Below are 23,111 nucleotides of genomic sequence, written 5' to 3'. Positions count from 1 at the left end.
GTCACTGCGCCCCCATCGCCCGCTGCTGCTCCAGCTCCACCTTCAGGGCGGCAGCCAACTCTTCGCGTCTGCATTCGAACTGGTCCTGGCTGCGCAGGTCCTTGACCTTGACCACGTTGCGCGCGGCCTCGTCGTCGCCATACAGCACCACGAAGCGGATGCCGGCGCGGTCGGCGTACTGGAACTGCTTGGCCAGCTTCTTCGCTTCCAGCTGCACCTCGGCATTGATGCCGGCCGCGCGCAGGCGCCGGGCGATGTCCAGCGAGTCGGCCAGCCTGCCGTCGTCCATCAGACCCACCAGGGCCTGCACCGAACTTTCCGCGGTCGAAAGGATGCCGGCTTCGCGCAGCTGCCAGAACAGACGGGTGGCCCCGATGGAAATGCCCACGCCCGGCAGCCGTGATTTCGTGTAGCTGCTGGCCAGGTTGTCGTAGCGACCGCCGGAGCAGACCGAGCCGATCTGCGGATGCGCGTCCAGCGTGGTCTCGTAGACGGTGCCGGTGTAGTAGTCCAGGCCGCGGGCGATGCTGAAGTTGAGCGCGTAGTTCTTCTCGGGGATGCCGTAGCCCTTGAGCAGGGCCAGCACCTGGCGCAGTTCGTCCCGACCCTCGTCGAGCACGGCGCTGCCGGCGCCCAGCGCGTCGAGCCTTGCCAGCGCGTCGGCGTGCGAGGTGGAGCGCGCCTGCACGAAGCCCATGATGCGGTCCACCACGTCCTGCGACAGGCCGAAGCCCTCGCCGGTGAGCGTGGCCCGCACCGCCTCGGCGCCGCGCTTGTCCAGCTTGTCGATCTCGCGCAGCACCAGCGCCTGGCGTTCGCCCTCGGCGATGCCCACGCCTTCGAAGAAGCCGCGCAGCAGCTTGCGGTTGTTGAGCTGGATGGTGAACGGACCCACGCCCAGTTCGGAGAACACCGCGTGGATCACGGCCGGCATCTCGGCGTCGTGGCGCACGCTCAGTGCGTCCTTGCCGATCACGTCGATGTCGCACTGGTAGAACTCGCGGAAACGGCCGCGCTGGGCGCGTTCGCCGCGGTAGACGCGCTGGATCTGGTAGCGACGGAACGGGAAGGCCAGGTCGTGCTCGTGTTCGGCGACGTAGCGCGCCAGTGGCACGGTGAGGTCGAAGCGCAGGGCCAGCTCGGGCAGGCCGCTGGATTCGGCGGCATTGCCCAGCGCGCCGGTGGACTGCACGAAATAGACCTGGCGCTCGGTTTCGCCGCCGGTCTTGGTCAGCAGCACTTCGGACAGTTCGAACACCGGCGTTTCCACCGGCAGGAAGCCGAAGCGCTCGTAGTTGCGGCGGATCACGTCCAGCATGCGCTGGAAGGCGATCTGGTCACGGGGCAAGAGCTCCATGACCCCGGGGGTGGTGCGGGGCTTGATCAAGGCGGGCACTCCAGGACGATGGCGCATTCTACCGACAGCGGCGCGCGCCGGCCCCCGCCGCGGCGCGGTGGCGCGGCCCGGGCTTGCCCGTGCCGGGCTTCCCCACTAGAATAGCCGGCTCGAATCCCTCGGGGTGTAGCTCAGCCTGGTAGAGCGCTACGTTCGGGACGTAGAAGTCGCAGGTTCAAATCCTGTCTCCCCGACCACTTGTTGCAAACGACACGCCGCCCCGCAAGGGCGGCGTTTTCGTTTCCGGGCCCGGCGTTCACGCGGCCACCGGGTTGGCTACACTCGGCGCGTCGATCTCGTGGGGAAGCGGATGAGCTGGGTTCTGGGCTTGCTGGGCGCGGTGCTGGGGGCGATCGTGGCGGGCGTGCACGCCGCCTTCTTCGGTTTCGTCGGCGGCGGACTGATCGGTGCCCTGCTGGGCCAGGCCAGCGGCCTGCGGCGGCGCGTGGGCGAGCTCGAGCAGCGGCTGGCCCGGGTGGAAGCCCTTGCGCGGCGCCCGGCACTGGGCACGCTTGCCGCCACCCCGGAGGCCGCCACAACACCCGCCGACCTGTCCCCTGCGCCGACCCCGCCCGAACTTCCCGTCGCGACCGCGGTGCCATCGGCCGCGGCCGGGGTCGCCGCGGCCTCCGTGGCCGAACCGGCGCCGCTGCCGCAGACCGGCGTACCCCAGCCGCCGGCCGTGCCGGTCGCGGCTGCCGCGCCGGCACCTGCCTGGACCCCGCCGCCGCCCGAACCGCCCAACGTGCTCGAGCGCGCGCTGCTGACCGCCAAGGCCTGGCTGTTCGAAGGCAACGTGCCCGTCAAGCTGGGCCTGCTGGTGCTGATGTTCGGCGTGGCCGCCCTGCTCAAGTACGGCGCCGATGCCGGCTGGTTCACGATGCCCATCGAAGTGCGCCTGAGCCTGGTGGCGGCCGGCGCCATCGCCGGCCTGCTTTGGGGCCTGCGCACCGCGCGCGAGCGGCCCGCGTTCGGCCTGAGCCTGCAGGGCGGCGCGATCGGCGTGCTGCTGCTGACGGTGTTCGCGGCCTTCGCGTACTACAAGCTGCTCGATCCGATGCCGGCCTTCGCGATGATCGTGATCCTGGTGGCGGGTGCCAGTGTGCTGGCAGTGAAGCAGGACGCGCCCGCGCTGGCGGTGCTGGGCTTCATCGGCGGCTACCTGGCCCCGGTGCTGATCTCGACCGGCAGCGGCAACCATGTCGCGCTCTTCAGCTACTACGCGGTGCTCAACACCGCCGTGTTCCTGATCGCGTGGAAGCGCCCGTGGCGGGCGCTCAACCTGATCGGCTTCGCCTTCACCTTCGTCATCGGCGGGCTGTGGGGCGCCGAGTACTACCGTCCGGAGAAGTTCGCGACGGTCGAACCCTTCCTGGTGCTGTTCTTCCTGTTCTATGTGGCCATCCCGGTGCTGTACGCCCTGGCCGGCCGCGAGAAGAACGGCAAGGTGGACGGCACGCTGCTGTTCGGCACGCCGCTGCTGGCCTTCCCGATGCAGGCGGGCCTGGTCGGTGACGACCGGATGCTGCTGGCCCTGAGCGCCGTCGCGGTGGCGGCCGTCTACGCCGGCCTGGCGATGTGGGCGCTGCGCAATCCGCGCCTGCGCCTGCTGGCGCGGAGCGCGGCGTCGATGGGCGTGGTGTTCGCCACGCTGGCGATCCCGCTCGCGCTGTCGGCGCGCTGGACCTCGGCCGCATGGGCGCTGCAGGGCCTGGGCATGGTGTGGCTGGGCCTGCGTCAGCCGAGCCGGCTCACGCGCTGGTCGGGCCTGGCCCTGCTGGGTCTGGCGGGCCTGGCCTGGGGCGCAAGTCTGTTCACCCACGACCTGGGCACGGCGGACCGCTTCCTGGCCAATGGCCATGCGCTCAACCTAGTGCTGCTGGCGCTGACCGCGCTGGCCGCCGCGTGGTTCTACGAGCGCGGCCAGGGAAATCGCTTGATCGCCATCGGGCTGTTCCTGCTGGGCCTGGGCTGGTGGACGCTGCTCGGCATGCGCGAGATCGAGGTCAATCTCAGGCCGGTGTCCGATGCCACCGCCTATGGCCTGTTCGCGGCGCTGAGCGCGATGCTGGCCGCGCTGCTGCGCAAACCCCTGGCCTGGCCGCGCCTGTCCTGGCCGGTGCTGGCGGCCTGCGTGATCGCGCTGCCGCTGTCGCTGGCGGCGCTGGACGAGCCGCTGCAGGTCTGGCCGGCGTTCGCGATGCAGCACTGGTTCGCGCCGCCGCTGCTGCCGTGGTGGGGTGTGGCGGCGGTGCTGCTGCTGAGCCTGCGACCCTTGCGCGACCCGCGCTCGGGCGGCCTGCCCTTCGCGCACCTGGCCTGGCTGTCGATGATCTCGCTGGCGCTGGGCATCAGTCTGGTGCGCGTGCTCGATCGCGATGGCGGCCTGGGCGATGGCTGGCTGCTGCCGGCCGCGCTCGCGCCGGTGGGATTGCTGTTCATGGCTGCGTGGCGACGTCCGGCCGTGGCCGGTTGGCCGCTGGCGCCCGACTTCCTGACCTGGCGCAAGGCGTGGCTGATGATGGCCGGGTTCGCGCTGGCCTGCGGCTGGCTGGTCGGGCAGTTCCTGCCGGGCAAGGCCACCCCACTGGCCTGGTTGCCGGTGCTCAATCCGCTCGAGCTGTTCCTCATCGGCACGCTGGCCCTGGGCATCGGCGTGCTGCGCGAACGCGAGGCGCGCGGCCACGGCAAGGCCGGCTGGTCGCTGTGGGCGGGGGCGGCGTTGCTAACGCTGACGATGTCGGTGCTGCGCGCCTGCCACCACCTGGCCGACCTGCCCTGGTCGCCGGGGCTGCTGTCGGATCGCATTGCCCAGACCAGCCTGACCGTGGCCTGGTGCGTGGCCGGTGTGGTGACCTGGATCCTCGGATCGCGCCGGCACAACCGGCCGCTGTGGTGGATCGGCGCCGGGCTGCTGGGTGTCGTGCTGCTCAAGCTGCTGCTGGTGGACCGCCAGTTCCTGGGCAACATCACCGGCATCGTCTCCTTCGTCGCGGTCGGTTTGCTGCTGATCATCGTCGGCCGCCTGGCCCCCACCCCGCCCCGTTCGGAGTAGTCCCGATGCGCCTGACGCTGCTGCTGCTCGCTGCCCTGCCAGGCCTGGCCCTGGCGCAGGCTCCCGCCGACTTTGCCTGGCAATGGCCACTGCAGGTGCCCGGCCAGGAAAGCGCCTACCGCATCGAACTCGACGAGGCGACCTACGCCCGCATTGCCCGCGACGACCTGCGCGACCTGATGGTGTTCAACGCCGACGGCCAGGCGGTGCCGTTCTCCGCGCTGCCCGACGCGCCCACCACGCGGGAAGCGCGGCGCGCCCTGAACTGGCTGCGGGTGCCCGTGGCGGCGACCGGGGGCGGCGACGACACGCTCTCGCTGCGGCTCGAGCGCGACGCCGACGGCCGCGTGCGCGAGCTGCAGCTCGACGACGGCACCGTACCGGCCACCAGCCCCGGCAGCGACCTGCTCGTGGACCTGGGTGAAGACCCGTCGGCCGTGTCGGCGATACGACTGCAGCTGGCCGCCGATGCCGCGATGCCGGTCAACCTGCGCGTCAGCGTGCTGGGTTCGGACGATCTGGCGCAGTGGCAGGTGCTGGGCCAGGACCTGGCCGTGGTGGCGATCGTGGACAACGGTCTGCGGGTGGAGCGGCTGCGCCTGGAGTTCGCGCCCTCGTCCACCCGTTACCTGCGGCTGCGGCTCGCCGAAGGCGAAGCCTGGCCTTCGCTGGGCGGGCTGGAGCAGGAAACCGTCGAGACCGGACGGCTGCGCTCGCCGCGCCGCGAAATCGTTCTGCAGGGGCGAGACGTTCCCGACGAGCCCGGCGCCTACGATTACACCAGTCCCGGCCCGATCCCGGTCGAGCGCGTGGACCTTCGCCTGCCGGCGGCGAATTCGGTCGCGTCGGTGCAGGTCGAAAGCCGCACGGGCGCCGACGGGTCGTGGACGCCTATCGCTGCACTGACCGCCTTCCGTCTCGGCGAAGGCGACGAGGAAGTGCGCCACCTGCCGACCGACATCGACTCACGGCGCGACCGCCAGTGGCGCCTGCGCGTGCAGCCCGTGCCGGTGCAGGCCCCGACCCTGGTGCTGTCCTATCGCCCCGACAACTTCGTGATGCTGGCCCAGGGCCCGGCCCCGTACCGGCTGATGGCGGGAAGCGTGCGCACGATGCGTCCGGACTATCCGGTGCAGGCCGCGCTGGCGGCATCCGGCAAGAACCGGCCCGCAGGCTGGCAACCGGCCTTGGCAACGCTTGGCACCGGCGGGGCGGGCGATGGCGGCGATGCCGTGCTGCAGCCCGACCGCGGGCCCGAACATCGCCGCTGGTTGCTTTGGGCGGTGCTGGTGATCGGCGCGGCCCTGGTGCTGGCGATGTCGCTGCGGGTACTGCGCGCGCCGGGCAAGCCCACGGAATAAGCGCTCAGCGCGGCGCCCGCACGCGCGGACTCACGTGTCCAGCGCGTCCAGGCGTGCGCGCAGCGTGGCCAGGCCCAGGTCGCCGGCGCCGCCCGGCGAGACGCGCGCATCCAGGCTGGCCTGCGGATCGGCGCCGGCGCGCGGCAGCGGATCGGCTGCCGCCTGACGGTAGGCCTCGCGGAAGGGCAGTCCCGAGACCGCCAGTTCAATGGCGCGGTCGGTGGAATACATGCCCGGGTCGAACGCGGCGGCCATCTGCGCCGGCCGCCACTGCAGGCCACGCAGCAGGGCCGGCAGCAGCGCCAGCGCGCCCAGCCCGCGGCCGAAGGCATGCACCAGCGATCCCTTGCTGAACTGCAGGTCGCGGTGATAACCCGAGGGCAGCGACAGCAGCTGTTCGATCTCCACGCGCGCGGCCGACACGCTGGCATAGGTGCCGCGCATCAGCTCCACCAGGTCGGGATTGCGCTTGTTGGGCATGATCGAGGAGCCCGTGGTGTACTGCGCCGGCAGCGTCACGAAGCCGAATTCGGCAGTGGTGAACAGGCTCAGGTCCCAGGCCAGGCGGCGCAGGTCCAGCAGCGCGGCGCCCAGCGCGTCGATCGCGCCGATCTCGAACTTGCCGCGCGAGAGCTGCGCGTACAGCGGGCTGACCTGGGTGCGCGCAAAGCCCAGTTCGGCGGTGGTGAAGTCACGGTCCAGCGGCAGGTTCACGCCATAGCCGGCCGCGGTGCCGAGCGGGTTGGCGTCCACCCAGTCCAGCGCCTGCGTGGCGCGCGTGGCGTTGTCCAGGTAGGCCTCGGCGAAGCCCGCCCACCACATCGCGGTGGACGAGACCACGGCGCGCTGCAGGTGGGTGTAGCCGGGCATCGGCAGGCGTTCGCTGTCGGCGCGGTCCAGGCAGGTGCGCGCCGTTTCCACGCACAGCGCGCGCAGTTCGCCCAGGCGCTGTTTCAGCCACAGGCGCGTGGCCACCAGGATCTGGTCGTTGCGGCTGCGGCCCGTGTGGATCTTGCGGCCGGTGTCGCCCAGGCGTTCGACCAGGCGCGATTCGATCGCAGAATGGCAGTCTTCGTAGCGCGCATCGAGCACGAAGGCGCCGCTGGCGACGTCGGCGGCCAGCCCATCCAGTTCCCGGCACAGGCCCTCGCACTCGTCGGCCGTCAGCAGGCCGATGCGCGCCAGGCCTCGCGCGTGCGCCCGGCTGGCCTGGATGTCGTGGCCGATGAACTCGCGGTCCAGCAGCACGTCGTCGCCGGCCAGGAAGGCCTGGATGCGCGCGTCGACTTCCACGCCCGGTTTCTGCCACAGCAGGTCGCTCATGCGGGGATCCCCATCGTTTCGGGCAGGCCGAAGGCCAGGTTGAGGTTTTGCAGGGCCTGGGTGGCGGCGCCCTTGAGCAGGTTGTCCAGCGTGCACACCACCACCAGCCGGCGTCCGTCGGCCGACAGCGTGAAGCCGCCGACCTCGGCGTGGTGGCGCCCGGCGATGCGGTTGACCCACGGTGCCGGGTCCACGACCCGCACCAGGGGCTCGTCGCCGTACTGGCGCTCGTAGGCCTGCCGGACGCCATCGGGCGTGTGCGCGTCGGCCAGGTGCAGGTTGGCGGTGAGCGTGATGCCGCGGAAATGCGGCGCCACGTGCGGCATGAACTCCACGGCCTGGCCGAGCTGGCGGGTGACCTCGGCCTCGTGCACGTGGCCCGTCAGGGCATACGGCATCAGGTTGTCGCGCAGTTTTTCCGGGTCGTTCTTGTCCGAGGGGCCGGTGCCGGCGCCCGAATAGCCCGACACGCCGAAGCACTGCACCGGCCCGGCCAGCGCGTCGCGCATAGGTGCGATCGCCAGCTGCATCGCGGTGGCGTAGCAGCCCGGGTTGCTGATGCGGGTGGCGCCGGCCGCCGCGGCGCGGGTAAGTTCGGGCAAGCCGTAGTACCAGCCCGCGTCGAAGCGATAGTCGGCCGAGAGGTCGACCACGACGGTGGCGGGAGCCGCGTCGTCCAGTGCTGCCACGAAGGGTGACGCCATGCCGTTGGGCAAGGCCAGCACCACGGCGTCCGCACCCTGCCGGCCGGCGGTCTCCGCGTCCAGGTTCACGTAGCGCAGATCGCCCGCATAGGTCGGCTCATGCTCGGCCAGCCCTTGACCGGCCCGTTCGCGTGAGGAGACGAAGGACAGCGAAAAGCGCGGATGCGCCGCCACCAGACGGATCAGCTCGGCGCCGACGTGGCCGCGCGCGCCCACCAGTCCCAGGGAAATCTTGGTGCTCACGAGGCGGCTCCGTTCTGCAGCTTGTGGTCGAGGTGGCGCCGGACGACCGGCCACTCGTCGTCCAGGATGGAATAGACCACGGTGTCGCGCAGGTGGCCATCGGGCATGCGCATCTGCCGGCGCAGCACCCCGTCGCGATGCGCGCCCAGGCGCTCGATCGCGGCGCGCGAGGCGTGGTTGAACGCGTGCGTGCGCAGCTCCACCACCGCGCATCCCAGCACATCAAAGGCATGACCCAGCAACAGCCGCTTGGCCTGGGTGTTGAGCGCCGTGCGCTGCACCCGGCGCGCGTACCAGGTGAAGCCGATCTCAAGGCGCGGGATCAACGGATCCATCTGGAAATAGCGCGTGCTGCCGACCGCCCTGCCCTCGCCGTCGCGCACCAGGAAGGGCATGGCGGTGCCGGCGGCGCGATCGGCCAGGGCGCGGTCAAGGTAGGCCTGCACGGTGTTGGGGCCGGGCACGGTCGTGTACCAGAGCCTCCACAGCTCGCCATCGGCGGCGGCCCGGACCAGGTCGTCGCCATGGTGGGCCTCCAGCGGCTCCAGCTGCACATGCTCACCGCGCAGCGTCGGCACCCGGCTCCAGGCGGACGCATCCATCCGCTCAGCCCTTCAAGGTCGCGGGGCGGGCAAGGCAGTGCTCGACCGCATAGCGGATCTGCTCCCAGCCCTCCAGCCCGTACCAGAACACGTTCCACTTCTCGCCCTTGAGGCAGCCATCGGCTTCGTCGAAGTAGAAATCGTTCACCGGGTTGCCGGCGCGCGCGCGCCAGAACAGCTGGGGCATCTCGCTGCGCATCACCTGCCACGCGGCGCGACCCAGGCCTTCGCCCTGCGCGTCGTCGCTGACCGCGAACTTGTCCAGGTGCGGGATGCCGTCCTCGAGCGTGATCACCAGCGCGGCGCGGTAGTGTTCGCTCACGTAGGCCTTGTGCAGCACGGTGCGCTCGAAATAGTCGGGCGCCAGCTTGCGGCCAAAGCCGGACTCGATCAGCACCTTGAGCCGCTTCAGGTCGAGCTTCTTCCACGACGTGACCGCACGCACCTGCTCGCCGCGGCGCACCAGGGTGCCCGAGCCGCGGTGGGTGAACAGCTCCTTGGCCAGCTGGTCGGGCCGCGTGATCGACACCGAGCTCGAGGGCGGCAGCTCCATCAGCAGGTCGTGGATCTGCTCGATCTTCAGCTTCATGCCCGAGTGCAGCCAGGGCTGGCGCAGCAGCTCGGCGTACTCGGTGCTCAGGTTGATCGAGTCGATCACCTGGCCGTCGCCGTCTAGCAGGCCGCCGGTGCCGGTGAGGAAGATGATCTTGTAGGGCTGCAGGGTCTTGACCAGCTCGTTGGCGGCCCAGTCGGCGTTGATGTTGAGGATCTGGCCGCCGGCGGTCTCGCCCAGCGACGCGATCACGGGGATCGAGCCGACCTTGATCGCGGCCTGGATGCTGGCCACGTGCACCGCATCCACCTTGCCGACCAGGCCGTACTTGCGCTTGCCCAGGAAATCGCACTCGAACACGCCCGAGGTGATCGAGGTGGCACGCACGCCCTGCGCCTGCAGGGCCTCGACCAGGCGCAGGTTTTCCTGCTGCGACACCTGGCGCACGATCGCCAGGCCGGCCGCGTCGGTGACGCGCAGGCCGTCCACGGTGACTTTCTCGATCTTCGCCGCCTTCATGCGTTCGTCCAGCTGCGGGCCGGCGCCGTGGATCACGATCGGCGTCAGGCCCACCTGCTGCAGGAAGGACAGCGAGGACACCAGCGCATCGAGGTCGTCGCGCAGGATCGCGCCGCCGACCTTGACCACGGCGAAGCGCTCGGCGTCGAGCTGCGAGAAGCGCTTGAGGTACTGCTGGATCTCCTTGGCGCTGGCCATGTTGGACAGCAGCCGGACGATCGTGGTGCGCATCTCAGTCATGGTCAGCGTCGGCGTGGTCGAAGGAGAATCCCGGAAGCGTCCTCCGGCTGGCGTCCAGGGCGCCGGTGGCCAGCAGGGGCGAGAGGGGAACGTGCGATCGCAGGCTCAGGTCGTTCATTGGTGTTCCATCAGGCGGCAGTAGGAAGTGGCGACGGCATGCAGCTGGTCCAGCGACACCCATTCGTCGGCGGTGTGGGCCTGGGCGATGTCGCCGGGTCCGTACACGAAGGCGGTGAGGCCGGCCTGCGAAAACAACGAGGCCTCCGTCCAGAAGTCCACGGCGTTGCCGATCGGCAGGCCCAGATCGTCGGCCAGGTCGCGCGCGGCCAGGCGGCGCTCCTCGGCGCGGGCGACGTCACCCGACGGCAGCGAGGGGCCGCTGAAGGTCTCCTCGTACGACGCCAGCAGCCCGGCGGGTGCAAAGCTGCGGAACAGCTCGTGCAGCGTCTCCGGCGACTGCGAGGGCAGCGGCCGGAATCCGAAGCGCAGCTCGGCGCTGGGCGCGATCATGTTGGCCTTGATGCCGCCCTCGACGCGGCCGATGTTGAAGCGCAGGCCGGTCAGCCCGCCAAAGCGCAGGTGGTCCTGCGCCTGCACGAAGTCCAGCGCCTGCCCGCCCCAGCGGATCGCCGCGTGCAGCGCGCTGGTCTCGCGCGCCTGCTGGCCCGAAGCATGGCCCGCCTCGCCGCGGAAGCGCATCAGCACGGAACTGATGCCGCGATGCGCCAGCACGGCCTGGCCCATGGTCGGCTCGGCGACGATGGCTTCGGTGAAGCCGTGGTCACTGGCCAGGAAGGCCGCGATGCAGCGCGCGTCATTGGCTTCCTCGTCGGTGGTGAACAGGAAGGCCACGTCGCCGGGGGTGCGCCGCGCGGCGGCCACCAGGGCGGCGGCGGCGCCCTTGATGTCGCAGGCACCCAGCGCGATGGCGCGATCGGCGGTGACGCGCAGGACATGCGGATCAGCGGTCCACGCGGGCGACGCCGGCACCGTGTCCAGGTGCACGTTGAACACACGCCGGGGCGCGCCACGCACGGCCAGCATGGAAACCGCGCCGGCGCCGTGGTCGGTGACCTGCACGCGGAAATCCGGCAGCTGCGCGCGCAGGTAGTCGAAGATGCCGCCCGTGCCGATCTCGCGCGGCGGGTTGCGGGTGTCGAACGACACCAGCGCCTTCAGGTGTTCCAGGACCTCGGGCAGCAGATCGCTCATCTCAGTCCCTGCGGTTGACTTCGGCCCAGAGCGTGCTGCTCATGCCGTAGAGGCGGATGAAACCTTCGGCCTCGGCCACGCCCCAGTCCGCGGACTGGGCATAGGTGGCGCCCTTGGCATGCAGCAGGTGCGGCGAGCGCACGGCGACCGCGTCCACGCGGCCGCCCTGGGTCTCGACCACCACCTCGCCGTTGACGCAGGCCTGGCTGGAGGCCAGGAAGGCTTCCAGGTCGGTCTTGAGCGGATCGTTGTAGAAGCCTTCGTAGACCAGCTCGACCCACTTGCGCGCCACTTCGGGCTTGAAGCGGTTCTGGTGCTTGGTCAGCACGGCTTCTTCCAGCGCGCGGTGCGCCGCCAGCAGCACGGCCAGGCCGGGCGCCTCGAAAATGATGCGGCCCTTGAGGCCGATCGTGGTGTCGCCGGTGTACATGCCGCGGCCCACGCCGTACTTGCCGAACGCGGCATTGAGGCGGGCCAGCAGCGCCGCGCCGGCCATCGGCTGTCCGTCCAGCGCCACCGCCTCGCCGGCGCGGAAGCTCAGCGTGGCGCGCAGCGGCGCGGCCGGCCACTCGGCGCGCGGCGCGCACCAGCCGCGGGCGCCCTCGCCCGGCGCCTCCCAGCGGTCGATCTCGCCGCCGGACATGGTCAGGCCCAGCAGGTTCTCGTTGATGGTGTAGGCCTTCTGCTTGGCGCGCACCTCGAAGCCGCGCTGCTCCAGGTAGGCCTGTTCATAGGCGCGGGTCTGGGTGTGTTCCTTCTGGATCTCGCGGATCGGCGCCACGATCTCGTAGTCGCCGGCGGCCTTCACCGCCAGGTCGAAGCGCACCTGGTCGTTGCCCATGCCGGTGCAGCCGTGCGCGATGGCGCGCGTGCCGACTTCGGCGGCGCGCCGCAGCGCCGCGTCCACGATCAGGTAACGGTCCGACACCAGCAGCGGGTACTGGCCCTGGTAGCCCTCGCCCGCCATCACGAAGGGCTTGACGAAGCCGTCCCAGATCGCCGGACCGCCGTCCACGGTGACGTGGCTGGCCGCGCCAAGTTCGGCCGCCCGCGCCTCGATGTAGGCCCGCTCTTCGGCATCCACGCCGCCGGTGTCGGCGAACACGGTATGCACGGCCCAGCCGCGCTCCTGCAGCCAGGGAATGCAGAAGCTGGTGTCGAGGCCGCCGGAGAAGGCGAGGACGATGGGCTTGGCAGGGGTCATGGTGTGCGATCCGAAGTAATTGAACGAAGAAGTAGAGGTGCCACTATTGCGTGGCCAACGCCGCCATGATCGCCTTCTGCACATGCAGCCGGTTCTCGGCCTCCTCGATGGCGATGCAGTAAGGCGCATCCATCACCCCGTCGGTGGCCTTGACGTTGCGGCGCAGCGGCAGGCAATGGCTGAAGACGCCCTGATTGGTCAGCGCCATCTTGGCTTCGTCCACGATGAAGTGTCGGTGCGCCTCGCGGATCGGCTTTTCGGCGTCCCAGCGGCCGAAGTACGGCAGCGCGCCCCAGCTCTTGGCATACACCACGTCGGCTCCGGCATAGGCCTGGGCCGGGTCGTGGCTGACCTGCAGCGAGCCGCCACTTTCGGCGACGTTGTCGGCCGCCCAGCCCATGTAGCGCTCGTCGAGCACGTACTCGGGCGTGGGGCACAGCAGGGTCACGTCCATCCCCATGCGCGTGGCGATGGTGAGCGCGGAATTGGCCACTGCCGTGTTCAGCGGCTTGGGATGGTAGGTCCAGGTCAGCACGAACTTCCGGCCGCGCAGGTCAGTCGTGCCGAAGTGTTCCTGCAGCGCCATCACGTGCGCCAGTTCCTGGCAGGGGTGGGTGATGGTCTCCAGGTTGATGACCGGCACCGTGGAATATTTGGCGAAGCTGCGCAGCACCTGGTCCTCGCGGTCCACCGCCCAGTCCTGGAACTTCGGGAAGGCGCGCACCGCGATCAGGTCCACGTAGCGCGACAGCACCCGCGCCACCTCGGCGATGTGCTCCTCGGCCTCGCCGTCCATCACCGTGCCCAGCTTGAACTCGATCGGCCACGCGTCCTTGCCCGGCTGCAGCACCACGGCATGGCCACCCAGCTGGAACGCACCCAGTTCGAAGCTGGTGCGGGTGCGCAGCGAGGGATTGAAGAACACCAGGGCGATCGACTTGCCCTTGAGCTGGTCGCCGGACCGGGAGCGCTTGAACGCAGCCGCTTGCGCCAGCAGCGCGTCCAGCTCGGGCCGGGTCCAGTCCTGGGTGTTGAGGAAGTGCTTCATCGGGTCAGGGCGTCCTGTGGGAGGTCGGAAAACAAAAAAGCCCAGCGCTAGGCTGGGCTTTTCCGGTGAACATGCGGCTACGTCCGGGTTACCCAGCTGGCGTGGAGGGTTCCGGTCGGCGCGCACGCGAGGTCATGCCCGCCGCCATGTAGGCGGAGCTGAGGACGTCGGTGGCGGCCTTGGACAGGTTCATGGGACGGGAGTATGCCGAGCGCGGGGCCGGGTGGCAACTCAGCGCGCGGCGGTCTCGACGTCGTCGGGCGTGACCGAGACGCGGATGCGCAGGCGGTTGCCCGGATCGTAGGGCAGGCGCGACATGTACTTGTCGCCCTTGTACATGTACTCGACGTCGTAACCCACGACCTGGCGCTCCTCGCGCTCGACCTCGACCAGCTGGCAGCCCCGGGACTCGGCCTCGGCGCGCTGGCGGGCGATGTTGTTGCCGATGGCGCCACCGGCCACGGCACCGGCCACGGTGGCCGCGCGGCGGCCATCGCCGTCGCCGACCGTATTGCCCAGCGCGGCGCCCACGATGGCACCGATCACGGTGCCGCCGGTGGTGCGGCCGGACTGGCGGTATTCGGTATCGCTGCAGCGCTCTTCCGGCACCCGGGTGCGCACGGTTTCCACCACCTCGTCGGCCCGCAGGACCTGGGCGTAGCCGTAGCTGACGTTCTCCGGGGCGCTTTCGGCGTAGTAGCTGCCGTCGTCGTAGTCGGGGTCGTACTGGGCCAGGGCCGGGCCGGTGCAGGCCAGCAGCAGGATCGGAAGGAGGCGGGTTGCGGTGCTCATGGTCGATCTCCGTCGGGGCGGGCCAGGCGCCGGACCTCCCCGGTCCAGTCCGGACCTGCCGGACCGCGCGCCATGCTCATGGCCGGCATTCAAACAGCAAACGCCTGAACCCAAGCCTAAGATTTTCGTTAAACGGCCGTTCCGGGCTTGCTAGACTCAGGCTTTCAGACTGCCTTCCGCCATGGAACTGCGCCTCTACAACAACCTGCACAGGCAGCTCGAAGCCTTCGAGCCCCAGGACCCCCGCCGGGTCACGATGTACGTCTGCGGGCCCACCGTCTACAACTACGTCCACATCGGCAATGCCCGTCCGCCCGTGGTCTTCGGCGTGCTGGCCAACCTGCTGCGGCGGCGCTACCCGCGCCTGGTCTACGCCCGCAACATCACCGACGTGGACGACAAGATCAACCACGCGGCCCGCGAGCTGGGCGTGCCCATCAGCCGCATCACCGACAAGTACGCTGCGGCCTACCAGGACGACATGGCCCGCCTGGGCGTGGCGCCGCCGGACGTGGTGCCCTACGCCACCGCCCACATCCCGCAGATCATCGCCATGATGGGGCAGCTCGTGGAAAGCGGCCATGCCTATGCCGCCGAGGGCCACGTGCTGTTCTCGGTGGCCAGCTTCCCCGACTACGGCAAGCTCTCGCGCCGCGACCCCGAAGAAATGCTGGCCGGAGCCCGGGTCGAGGTGGCGCCGTACAAGCGCGATCCCGGCGACTTCGTGCTGTGGAAACCCTCCCCACCCGACCTGCCGGGCTGGGACTCGCCCTGGGGCGTGGGCCGCCCGGGCTGGCACATCGAGTGCTCGGCCATGGCCGCCACCCACCTGGGCGAAACCATCGACATCCATGGCGGTGGCGTGGACCTGCAGTTTCCGCACCACGAGAACGAGATCGCCCAGAGCACCTGCGCCCACGGCGGCCAGGTCTTCGCCCGCTACTGGCTGCACAACGGCATGCTCAACCTGGGCGGTGCCAAGATGTCCAAGTCGGTGGGCAACGTCTACCTGGTGCACGACCTGCTGGAGCAGCATCCGCCCGAGGCCCTGCGCTACGCCCTGCTCTCGGCCCACTACCGGCAGCCGCTGGACTGGTCCGATGCCCTGATCGAACAGAGCGTGCGCACGCTCGATCGCCTGTACGGCACCCTGCGCGACCTGGCCGACGTGCCGGTGATCGAGCCGATGGTGCCGATCGAGGTCGAGTCCGCGCTTTGCGACGACCTCAACACCCCGGCCGCGCTGGCCGAACTGGCCCGCATCGCCGGCGAAGCGCGCAAGGCCGACAGTCCGCTCACGCGTGCCAGCCTCAAGGCCGAACTGCTGGGCGGCGGCAAGCTGCTGGGCCTGCTGCAGCAGCCGCCGGCCGCCTGGTTCGGCCGCGGCAGCGTGGATGGCGACGACGTCCGCATCCAGGCCCTGGTGGACGAGCGCAACGCTGCCAAGCAGGCGCGCGACTTCATCCGCGCCGACGCCATTCGCCGCCAGCTGGCCAGCGAAGGCGTACTGTTGGAAGACACCGCCCAGGGCGTGCGCTGGAGGCGCGGCTGATGCGGCCGACCGAGGCCAGCGCGGCGCTGGCGCAGGCCGCGATCGCCGAAGAGTTCGCCTACTTCGCCGACTGGTCCGAACGCTACCAGTACCTGATCGACCTCGGGCGCAAGCTGCCGCCGCTGCCCGAGGAATGGAAGACCGAGGCCAACCGCCTGCTGGGCTGCCAGTCCATGGTCTGGATCGTGGCCGAAGGCGATGCCGAGGCCATCGAATTTCACGCCATCAGCGACTCGACCATCGTGTCCGGGCTGATCTTCCTCGCGCTGCGCGTGTACTCCGGCCGCAGCGCCGCCGAGATCCTCGCCACGCCGCCCGACTACGTCGGCGCCATCGGCCTGGCCAAACATCTTTCCGCGACGCGCAGCAATGGCATGGCCTCGCTGCTCGATTTCATCCAGGCCACCGCCCGCCGGCTCGCGCCGCCCCAGGAGTAATCCGCATGCCCATCGCCCGCCGCCTGCTGGCCTTTTGCGTCGCCGCTGCGCTGCTCGCGCCGCTGACTTCGCCGGCCGCGCCCGCCGATCTGGCGCCGGCGCTGGCCGACATGCCGGCCGATGCGCAGCGCATGGCGCCCATCGTCGCGCGTTTCCGCAGCGACCTGGCCAGCCTGCAGCGCGTGCAGGACGTCACCGCCGGACCGCGTCGGGAAGCGGCCCTTCGCGCGCTGTACCAGGCCTGGCAGGCCCGGCTGCAGGAAGTGGATGCCGGCAGCCTGGGCGTGGAAGACGCGATCGACCTGTCGCTGATGCGGCGAGACCTCGACTATCGGCGGCAGCAGCTCGACTTCGAGCGGGCGCGGTACGTTGCGGCTGCCCCGCTGCTGCCCGGCGTGGATGGCCTGATTGCGCTGGCCGAAGCCCGCCGCGCGCTGGCCTATCCCGATGCGCGGGCCAGCGCCGAGCAGCTCGACCGCAGCCGCCGCGAGCTGCTGCAGCTGCAAGCACGCCTGGCCAAGGATCCGAAGGCACTGGACGTGTCGCCAATCGTCGCCAATCGCGCGGCGCGGCTGGCCGATGGCGTGCGCGCCGACCTCAAGGAGTGGTACGGCTTCCATGCCGGCTACGACCCGCAGTTCAGCTGGTGGACCCGGCAGCCCTACGAAGCCCTGGACCAGGCGCTGGAAGCACATGCCAAGCTGCTGCGGGAAAAGCTGGCCGGCGCCAACGACCCGGAAACCATCATCGGCGATCCAATCGGCCGCGAGGCCCTGCTGGCCGACCTGCGGCACGAGTTGATCCCCTATACGCCCGAGCAGCTGATCGCCCTGGCCGAACGCGAACTGGCCTGGTGCCAGCGCGAAATGGAAAAAGCAGCCGCCGAGATGGGCCAGCCCGACTGGCGGCAGGCGCTGGAGGCGGTGAAGGCGCGCCACCCGGCGCCCGGCGACCAGCCGCGGCTCGTGGTGGAACTGGCCGACGAGGCGATCCGCTACCTGGAAGACAACAACCTGGTCACCGTGCCCGAACTGGCCAAGCGCGACTGGCGCATGACCATGCTCACGCCGGAGTACCAGCTGCAGGCGCCGTTCTTCCTGGGCGGTCAGGACGTGTGGGTCGCCTACCCCACCGACACCATGCCGCACGACAAGAAGCTGATGGCACTGCGCGGCAACAACCGCCACTTCTCGCGCGCCGTGGTGCACCACGAGCTGATCCCGGGCCACCACCTGCAATATTTCTACAACACCCGCTACCAGACCCACCGCGAGCTGTTCGACACGCCGTTCTGGACCGAGGGCTGGGCGCTGTACTGGGAATTCCGCCTGTACGAACGCGGCTTCGCGGCCACGCCCGAAGACAGGATCGGCATGCTGTTCTGGCGCAGCCACCGGGCCGCGCGCATCCTGTTCTCGCTGGGCTTCCACACCGGCAGGATGACGCCCGACCAGGCGGTGGACCTGCTGGTGGAACGCGTCGGGCATGAACGTGAGAACGCACGCGCCGAAGTGCGGCGCAGCTTCGCCGGCGACTACGGCCCGCTCTACCAGATCGCCTACATGATCGGTGGCCTGCAGTTCCAGGCCCTGCACCGGGAACTCGTGCTGGGCGGCAAGATGGGCGAACGCGACTTCCACGACGCCATCCTCAAGGGTGGACCCATGCCGGTGGCCGTGGTGCGGGCGCGCCTGCGCGGTGACTCGCTCTCGGGTGGCCTGCGGGGGGACTGGAAGTTCTACGACTTCGGTAAGTAGGGTTTTTGCCGCGGATTTGCGCAGATGGACGCGGATAAGCGCCGATGGTGCTGGATGGGTGTTGGCCGCGGCGCTTGCAAGCATCCGATCGATCGCGTGCAACGCGCAGCCCACGAACTGAATTCGATCCGCTCTTATCCGCGTAAATCCGCGGCCAAAAAAAACAAGGCCCCGCAATCGCGGGGCCCTGTCGGTGCCAGAAGGCGGGCGGGTTATTCGCCCATCTGTTTCTGGCGGTGTTCCCAGCGTTCCTGGGCGTCGATGGTGCGCTCGGCGGTGAGGCGGGCTTCCAGGCGGTCCAGGCCGATCTCTTCGCCGGTGTCCACGCAGTAGCCGTAGCTGCCGTCCTCGATGCGCTTGAGCGTGCTGTCGATCTTGCTGATCAGCTTGCGGTAGCGGTCGCGGGTGCGGAGCTCCAGCGAGTTCTCGGATTCGCGGCTGGCGCGCTCGGCTTCGTCGCCGACGTCACGCACTTCTTCCTTGAGGTTCTCGATGGTCTGCTTGGACTCGTCCACCAGGTCGTCCTTCCACTGCAGCAAACGCTGGCGGAAGTACTCCAGCTGCATCGGGCCCATGTATTCCTCTTTCGGGCCCGGCTTGTAGCCGGCGGGCAGCGTGACGCGTTCGCGGCTGGCCGCGGGCTTCATGCGCTCGGGACGCGGCGCGCTCGGCTTGACGTAGCCGGCGCGGACGCCGCCTTCGCGCTTCGGCGCCGTAGCGGCCGCCTTGGGCGCAGGCGCGGGCGCTGCCGCCGGCTTGGCCTTGGCGGCCGGCGGGGTGGACGGCTTCTCGGCCGGCTTCGGCGCGGGTTTCGCAATCGGCTTCGCGACCGGCTTGGCCGCGGGCTTGGCAGCGACCTTGGCGGTGACCTTGGCCACCGGCTTGGCCGGAGCCTTGACCGCGGGCTTGGCCGGCTTGGCGGCCGGTTTCTTGGCGATGGATTTGGCGGCCGGTTTGGCGGCCTTCTTCACCGGCTTTGCAGCCGGCTTGCCCTTGGCAACGGGCTTTGCGGCCTTCTTGACGGACGTGGTGACCTTCTTTGCAGGCGCAGGCGCCTTCTTGACGGGTTTGGCGGCCGGCTTGGACTTGGCAACCGGCTTCTTCACCGGCTTGCTGACCTTGACGGGCTTCTTGGCGGCCGGCTTGGCGGCCTTCTTGGCTGGTTTCTTTGCGGCCACTAGGGCGATTCCTCTCTTTCCTTGAGGCTCGAAGGCGGCGTGTTATAGCCTAGTCCTTCTCCAGCGGCAACCTTAAGCCCGCTTTGTTGCCGGCGCAATCAGTGAAAAAAACCGTCATCCTGCTGCTCCGGGGCTACAAGCTGGCCATCAGCCCGCTGCTGGGCCAGCGCTGCCGCTTCTATCCCAGCTGTTCGGAGTACACCATGCAGGCGGTGGACCGCTTCGGCGTGCTGCGCGGCAGCTGGCTGGGAGTTAAACGCATCGGCCGCTGCCATCCCCTGCACCCGGGCGGCCTGGACGAGGTGCCCCAAACCTGGCCCACGAAGGGAAACCCATGAAGCAGCTGCTGATCAAGAACGCGAGGATGGTCAATGAAGGCCGGGAATTCGAGGGCGACCTGCGCGTGCGCGGCGACCGCATCGACCAGATCGGCGCCAGTCTCGATGCCCGCGAGGGCGAGACCGTGCACGATGCCCGGGGCCATTGGCTGCTGCCGGGCGTGATCGATGCCCAGGTGCACTTCCGCGAGCCCGGCCTGGAACACAAGGGCGACCTGTCCAGCGAACCGGCGGCCGCAGTGGCCGGCGGCGTCACCAGCTACCTGGAGATGCCCAACACCAAGCCGCCCACGCTCGACAACGACGCGCTGGCCGACAAGTACCGGCGCGCCGCCGGCCGCTCGCGCGCCAATTTCGGCTTCTACTTCGGCGCCAGCAACGACAACCTCGAGAACGTCAAACGCATCGACCCCGCCACCACGCCGGGGCTGAAGATCTTCATGGGCGCCTCGACCGGCAACATGCTGGTGGACGACCCCGACATCCTGGACGCGATGTTCCGCGAGTGCCGCGTGCCGATCATCACGCACTGCGAAGACACGCCGATGATCGACGCCGAGATGGCCAGGGCGCGTGCGAAGTACGGCGACGACATTCCCGTGGACCTGCACGGCGAGATCCGCTCGCGCGAGGCCTGCATCAAGTCTACGCGGCTGGCGCTGGAGCTGGCCCGGCGCCACGGCACCGCCCTGCACGTGCTGCACATCAGCACCGCCGAGGAGCTGATGCTGTTCGAGCCCGGCCCGGTGGACGGCAAGCAGATCACCGCCGAGACCTGCGTGCACTTCCTGCACTTCGCGCGCGCCGACTACGCCACCCGCGGCAACTTCATCAAGTGCAATCCCGCCATCAAGGAAGCCAGCGACCGCGCCGCGATCATCCGCGCGGTGGCCGAGGACCGCGTGGACGTGCTGGCCACCGACCATGCGCCGCACACCCTGGCCGAGAAGCAGCAGCCTTACCTCACGGCGCCGTCAGGCCTGCCGCTGGTGCAGGATTTCCTGAGCTGCGCGCTGCAGAAGGTGCACGATGGCCACTTCAGCCTGCCGCACCTGGTGCAGAAGATTTGCCACGCGCCGGCCATCCGCTTCGGCATCCAGCAGCGCGGCTACCTGCGCGAAGGCTATTTCGCCGACCTGGTGCTGGTGGATCCGGACGCGCCCTTCGTGGTGCGGCGCGAGGACGTGCTGTCGCGCTGCGGCTGGTCGCCGTTCGAGGGCGAGACCTTCCGCTCGCGCGTGGCCTCGACCTTCGTCAACGGGCAGCTGGCTTGGGATGGCCGCCAGCATGTCGGCGCACCGATCGGCCAGGCCTTGGCGTTCGCGCGATGAGGTGGCTGCTGGGCGCCCTGCTGGCGACCTTGGCGATGGCGATGCCTGCGATGGCCAGGCAAAGCGTCGGACCCGAGCAGGACGCCGCGCGGGTCGTGTTCCCGGAATCGGTGTCGCAAGGCGCCATGGTGATCGGCAAGGTGCCGGCCGGCAGCGAAGTGGAGTACGCCGGGCGCCGCCTGCGGGTCACCGGCTACGGCAGCGTGGTGTTCGGCATTGGCCGCGATGCAACCGGCCCCATCCAGGTGACGGTGCGCCCGCCGGAGGGCGCCCCGCAGTCGGTCGAGATCGCGGTCACGGCCCGCGACTGGCCGGTGGAGAAGGTCAGCGGCGTGCCGCCACGCACCGTGTCGCCGCCGCCGGAAGTCGCCGCACGCATCGCGCGCGAGGCGGCGCAGGTTAATGCCGCCCGCCAGGCCGACGACGCCCGCGCAGATTTTGCCAAGGCCTTCATCTGGCCGGTGACCGGACGCATCAGCGGGCGCTTCGGCAACCAGCGTATCTACAACGGCAGCCCGGGCAGCCCGCATTCGGGCATGGACATCGCCGTGGCCACCGGCACGCCGGTGAAGGCGCCGGCAGCCGGCATCGTCACGCTGGCCGCGAAGGATTTCTACATCACCGGCGGCACGCTGATCATCGACCATGGTCACGGCATCAGTTCGAACTTCCTGCACCTGTCGCGCATCGACGTGAAGGTCGGCGACCGCGTCGAACAGGGCCAGGTCGTGGCTGCGGTCGGCGCCACCGGTCGTGCCACGGGGCCGCACCTGCACTGGGGCATGAACTGGTTCGATGTGCGGATCGACCCGCTGCTGGTGCTCGAGCGCGCGAAGGTGGCGATGCGCACCCCTGCGTTCGAGCTGGTCGCGCCTGCGATCGTGGGTTACGTCGCGGCAGACCCGTCCGCGCAGGACCCTCGCAGTGGCACCGTCGCCCAGGTCGAAGCCGCGGTCGCGCTGTCCGTGCGTTGCCTGCGCGAGACTACGGCGCTGGCGCCGGACTCCGCCGTCGTGGTGGGGCAACGGATGGTGCTGCGGGAAGCCGGCGAAGAGATCGAGCTCGTGGTGCCCGACCCGCAGGGTGCGTACCTGTTCTGGCCGGGCCGCAAGCCCGGCGAGCATGTATCAGCGGAGGGCGACGCCCTGGCGCCGGCGCTGCGCCGTGCCGCGGGACGGTATTTCGAAGCGCCGGCCTGCGCCCGCGCCTGACTCCGCTCAGCGCGCGGCGAGCCCGTCGGGCAGCGAGGTGTAACCTCCCGCCACGCCCTTGGTCGCCACCGCCACCGCATCGTGCGGGTGCAGGCTTTCGTGGTGCGAAGCGCGCAGCCAGAAGTCGCTGATGCGCTCGTCCTGCTCCAGCGCGGCCTGCATGCGCCGGGCCGCGTCCTCGCAGAACATCAGGTTCTGGCCGTTGAGCAGCGCAAAGGCCTGCTCGTCCACGCGCTTGACCGCGGTCTGCACCGGCGTCTTGAGCGCGTCCTCGATGCGGTCGATGATTTCGACGATCGGGAAATCCTTGAACGAAGGCACCAGCCGGATCTTCACCTCGGCCAGGCTGCGCTGGCTGTGCGGCGTGGCGCGGATGCCCTGCTCGGTGCCCAGCCAGGCCAGCACGGCCTCGCGGTCCACCGGCTTGCCGGCGGCGAAATCGGCGTCGAACTGTTCCTGGATCAGCTGCCGCGCCAGCGCCGCCGAGCATGGGCAGGTGCTGGAGTATTCGGCCTGCAGGCCCAGCTCCAGCGCGAAATGTCCGCGGTCCATCACGCCCGTGATGCTGACCGGATAGCTCTTCCAGCCGCTGTTGTCGCTGGCCAGCGCCTTGCGGCGTACCAGGTGCTCGAAGCGCAGGCTGACCATGGCGCGGTCGGACAGGTCGGCGTGCGATTCCAGGAAATCCTTCAGCAGGCGACGGATGCTGGCCGGCGTCACCGGCTCGTTCGACAGCGCCTTGTCCACGTGCAGGTACAGTCGCGACATGTGGATGCCGCGCACGTCGCCGCGCCGCAGGTTCACGAAGGCGTTGACCCGGGCGCCGCTGCTGAGCGTCCTGCCCTGGTCGCCGGCGAGGCTGACGGGCATCTCGATCTCGCCCATGCCGACCCAGTCGAGCACGCCGGCCTGCGCCTGGCGGGGCTCGGCCGCGATGTCGGGCATCACGCGGGCGGTGTTGTCGAGGGTGCTGGGAGCCATGTCGGCGTTCCTGTTCAAGGTCACGGGAAGCTAGGTGAGGGCGGGTGCAGGCTACGTCAAGTCACGCGGGCGAT

General features: G+C 69.8%; 19 protein-coding genes, 1 tRNA gene and 1 pseudogene. 9 read left to right on the top strand and 12 right to left on the bottom strand.

Annotated elements, in window-relative coordinates; genetic code table 11:
* Position 1: 1 nt before the first annotated feature.
* Entirely contained in the window at positions 2-1,387 is a 1,386-nt protein-coding gene (gene hisS, locus ACOQFR_RS11170) for a histidine--tRNA ligase (protein ID WP_421381866.1), read from the bottom strand.
* Between the two features lie 129 nt (positions 1,388-1,516).
* On the opposite strand from hisS, the gene ACOQFR_RS11165 reads away from it, so the two are divergent.
* From ACOQFR_RS11165 to ACOQFR_RS11155, 3 genes are all read left to right on the top strand, one after another.
* A tRNA-Pro gene (locus ACOQFR_RS11165) sits at positions 1,517-1,593 on the top strand.
* Positions 1,594-1,706: 113 nt separating this feature from the next.
* The gene (locus ACOQFR_RS11160) at positions 1,707-4,451 is read left to right on the top strand and encodes a DUF2339 domain-containing protein (protein ID WP_421381864.1); all 2,745 of its coding nucleotides are present in this window, start codon (positions 1,707-1,709) and stop codon (positions 4,449-4,451) included.
* A 5-nt stretch (positions 4,452-4,456) separates the two neighbouring features.
* Positions 4,457-5,812: a DUF3999 domain-containing protein gene (locus ACOQFR_RS11155; RefSeq protein WP_421381862.1), complete on the top strand. Its 1,356-nt coding sequence runs from the start codon at positions 4,457-4,459 to the stop codon at positions 5,810-5,812.
* Between the two features lie 30 nt (positions 5,813-5,842).
* Here the strand turns inward: ACOQFR_RS11155 and ACOQFR_RS11150 are convergent, their stop codons facing one another.
* The 9 genes from ACOQFR_RS11150 to ACOQFR_RS11110 form a co-directional block, all read right to left on the bottom strand.
* On the bottom strand, positions 5,843-7,135 hold the full coding sequence (locus ACOQFR_RS11150; RefSeq protein ID WP_421381860.1) for an argininosuccinate lyase: 1,293 nt from the start codon (positions 7,133-7,135) through the stop codon (positions 5,843-5,845).
* Positions 7,132-8,082, bottom strand: a complete 951-nt coding sequence (gene argC / locus ACOQFR_RS11145) for an N-acetyl-gamma-glutamyl-phosphate reductase (RefSeq protein WP_421381858.1) — start codon at positions 8,080-8,082, stop codon at positions 7,132-7,134. The genes ACOQFR_RS11150 and argC overlap by 4 nt, the downstream gene beginning before the upstream one ends.
* A complete protein-coding gene (locus ACOQFR_RS11140; RefSeq protein ID WP_421381856.1) occupies positions 8,079-8,684 on the bottom strand; it encodes a GNAT family N-acetyltransferase in 606 nt (201 codons plus the stop codon). The genes argC and ACOQFR_RS11140 overlap by 4 nt, the downstream gene beginning before the upstream one ends.
* A 4-nt stretch (positions 8,685-8,688) precedes the next feature.
* Positions 8,689-9,996, bottom strand: a complete 1,308-nt coding sequence (locus ACOQFR_RS11135) for an acetylglutamate kinase (protein ID WP_421381854.1) — start codon at positions 9,994-9,996, stop codon at positions 8,689-8,691.
* Entirely contained in the window at positions 9,989-10,114 is a 126-nt protein-coding gene (locus ACOQFR_RS11130) for a hypothetical protein (RefSeq protein ID WP_421381852.1), read from the bottom strand. Before ACOQFR_RS11130 ends, ACOQFR_RS11135 begins: the two co-directional genes overlap by 8 nt.
* Entirely contained in the window at positions 10,111-11,208 is a 1,098-nt protein-coding gene (locus tag ACOQFR_RS11125; protein ID WP_421381850.1) for an acetylornithine deacetylase, read from the bottom strand. Before ACOQFR_RS11125 ends, ACOQFR_RS11130 begins: the two co-directional genes overlap by 4 nt.
* A 1-nt stretch (position 11,209) precedes the next feature.
* Positions 11,210-12,412, bottom strand: a complete 1,203-nt coding sequence (locus ACOQFR_RS11120) for an argininosuccinate synthase (RefSeq protein ID WP_421381848.1) — start codon at positions 12,410-12,412, stop codon at positions 11,210-11,212.
* Between the two features lie 43 nt (positions 12,413-12,455).
* Positions 12,456-13,460, bottom strand: coding sequence for an N-acetylornithine carbamoyltransferase (locus ACOQFR_RS11115; protein WP_421381846.1), 1,005 nt, complete (start codon positions 13,458-13,460; stop codon positions 12,456-12,458).
* A gap of 231 nt (positions 13,461-13,691) precedes the next feature.
* Entirely contained in the window at positions 13,692-14,252 is a 561-nt protein-coding gene (locus tag ACOQFR_RS11110) for a glycine zipper 2TM domain-containing protein (RefSeq protein WP_421381844.1), read from the bottom strand.
* Between the two features lie 181 nt (positions 14,253-14,433).
* Here ACOQFR_RS11110 and cysS point away from each other — a divergent pair, with 181 nt between their 5' ends.
* Genes cysS through ACOQFR_RS11095 form a run of 3 tightly spaced genes read left to right on the top strand, consistent with a single transcriptional unit; the run spans position 14,434 to position 17,998 of the window.
* Entirely contained in the window at positions 14,434-15,804 is a 1,371-nt protein-coding gene (cysS, locus tag ACOQFR_RS11105; RefSeq protein ID WP_421381842.1) for a cysteine--tRNA ligase, read from the top strand.
* The gene (locus ACOQFR_RS11100) at positions 15,804-16,241 is read left to right on the top strand and encodes a SufE family protein (RefSeq protein WP_421381840.1); all 438 of its coding nucleotides are present in this window, start codon (positions 15,804-15,806) and stop codon (positions 16,239-16,241) included. Before cysS ends, ACOQFR_RS11100 begins: the two co-directional genes overlap by 1 nt.
* Positions 16,242-16,246: 5 nt before the next feature.
* Complete coding sequence (locus tag ACOQFR_RS11095; RefSeq protein WP_421381838.1) at positions 16,247-17,998, top strand: DUF885 family protein; 1,752 nt, start codon at positions 16,247-16,249, stop codon at positions 17,996-17,998.
* A gap of 212 nt (positions 17,999-18,210) precedes the next feature.
* On the opposite strand, the gene dksA is transcribed toward ACOQFR_RS11095, so the two are convergent.
* Positions 18,211-19,176, bottom strand: coding sequence for an RNA polymerase-binding protein DksA (gene dksA / locus ACOQFR_RS11090; protein WP_421381836.1), 966 nt, complete (start codon positions 19,174-19,176; stop codon positions 18,211-18,213).
* A 101-nt stretch (positions 19,177-19,277) separates the two neighbouring features.
* Here dksA and yidD point away from each other — a divergent pair, with 101 nt between their 5' ends.
* The 3 genes and pseudogenes from yidD to ACOQFR_RS11075 all read left to right on the top strand — a co-directional run.
* Positions 19,278-19,514 carry a membrane protein insertion efficiency factor YidD gene (yidD, locus tag ACOQFR_RS11085; protein WP_421381834.1) on the top strand — a complete coding sequence of 79 codons (237 nt, stop codon included), beginning with the start codon at positions 19,278-19,280 and terminating at the stop codon, positions 19,512-19,514.
* The gene (locus ACOQFR_RS11080; protein ID WP_421381832.1) at positions 19,511-20,845 is read left to right on the top strand and encodes a dihydroorotase; all 1,335 of its coding nucleotides are present in this window, start codon (positions 19,511-19,513) and stop codon (positions 20,843-20,845) included. Before yidD ends, ACOQFR_RS11080 begins: the two co-directional genes overlap by 4 nt.
* Positions 20,842-21,681 (top strand): annotated as a pseudogene (locus ACOQFR_RS11075) (M23 family metallopeptidase); the annotation flags it as partial. The gene ACOQFR_RS11080 and the pseudogene ACOQFR_RS11075, both read left to right, overlap by 4 nt.
* Before the next feature lie 381 nt (positions 21,682-22,062).
* Here the strand turns inward: ACOQFR_RS11075 and folE2 are convergent.
* Entirely contained in the window at positions 22,063-23,037 is a 975-nt protein-coding gene (gene folE2 / locus ACOQFR_RS11070) for a GTP cyclohydrolase FolE2 (RefSeq protein ID WP_421381830.1), read from the bottom strand.
* Between the last annotated feature and the right edge of the window lie 74 nt (positions 23,038-23,111).

Source organism: Arenimonas sp. MALMAid1274, from assembly GCF_049195245.1.
Taxonomy (GTDB): domain Bacteria; phylum Pseudomonadota; class Gammaproteobacteria; order Xanthomonadales; family Xanthomonadaceae; genus Arenimonas.
Note: the sequence above shows the minus strand (reverse complement) of the source record. Positions and strands in the feature narration are given on the sequence as shown.

Excerpts from the sequence above, each read along its gene's own strand:
- ACOQFR_RS11095 (WP_421381838.1), top strand. The coding sequence starts at position 16,247 with ATGCCCATCGCCCGCCGCCTGCTGGCCTTTTGCGTCGCCGCTGCGCTG.
- ACOQFR_RS11130 (WP_421381852.1), bottom strand. The coding sequence starts at position 10,114 with ATGAACGACCTGAGCCTGCGATCGCACGTTCCCCTCTCGCCCCTGCTG.
- ACOQFR_RS11100 (WP_421381840.1), top strand. The coding sequence starts at position 15,804 with ATGCGGCCGACCGAGGCCAGCGCGGCGCTGGCGCAGGCCGCGATCGCC.
- ACOQFR_RS11155 (WP_421381862.1), top strand. The coding sequence starts at position 4,457 with ATGCGCCTGACGCTGCTGCTGCTCGCTGCCCTGCCAGGCCTGGCCCTG.
- cysS (WP_421381842.1), top strand. The coding sequence starts at position 14,434 with ATGGAACTGCGCCTCTACAACAACCTGCACAGGCAGCTCGAAGCCTTC.
- ACOQFR_RS11160 (WP_421381864.1), top strand. The coding sequence starts at position 1,707 with ATGAGCTGGGTTCTGGGCTTGCTGGGCGCGGTGCTGGGGGCGATCGTG.
- ACOQFR_RS11150 (WP_421381860.1), bottom strand. The coding sequence starts at position 7,135 with ATGAGCGACCTGCTGTGGCAGAAACCGGGCGTGGAAGTCGACGCGCGC.
- ACOQFR_RS11140 (WP_421381856.1), bottom strand. The coding sequence starts at position 8,684 with ATGGATGCGTCCGCCTGGAGCCGGGTGCCGACGCTGCGCGGTGAGCAT.
- ACOQFR_RS11120 (WP_421381848.1), bottom strand. The coding sequence starts at position 12,412 with ATGACCCCTGCCAAGCCCATCGTCCTCGCCTTCTCCGGCGGCCTCGAC.
- ACOQFR_RS11125 (WP_421381850.1), bottom strand. The coding sequence starts at position 11,208 with ATGAGCGATCTGCTGCCCGAGGTCCTGGAACACCTGAAGGCGCTGGTG.
- folE2 (WP_421381830.1), bottom strand. The coding sequence starts at position 23,037 with ATGGCTCCCAGCACCCTCGACAACACCGCCCGCGTGATGCCCGACATC.
- ACOQFR_RS11110 (WP_421381844.1), bottom strand. The coding sequence starts at position 14,252 with ATGAGCACCGCAACCCGCCTCCTTCCGATCCTGCTGCTGGCCTGCACC.
- ACOQFR_RS11080 (WP_421381832.1), top strand. The coding sequence starts at position 19,511 with ATGAAGCAGCTGCTGATCAAGAACGCGAGGATGGTCAATGAAGGCCGG.
- ACOQFR_RS11115 (WP_421381846.1), bottom strand. The coding sequence starts at position 13,460 with ATGAAGCACTTCCTCAACACCCAGGACTGGACCCGGCCCGAGCTGGAC.
- ACOQFR_RS11135 (WP_421381854.1), bottom strand. The coding sequence starts at position 9,996 with ATGACTGAGATGCGCACCACGATCGTCCGGCTGCTGTCCAACATGGCC.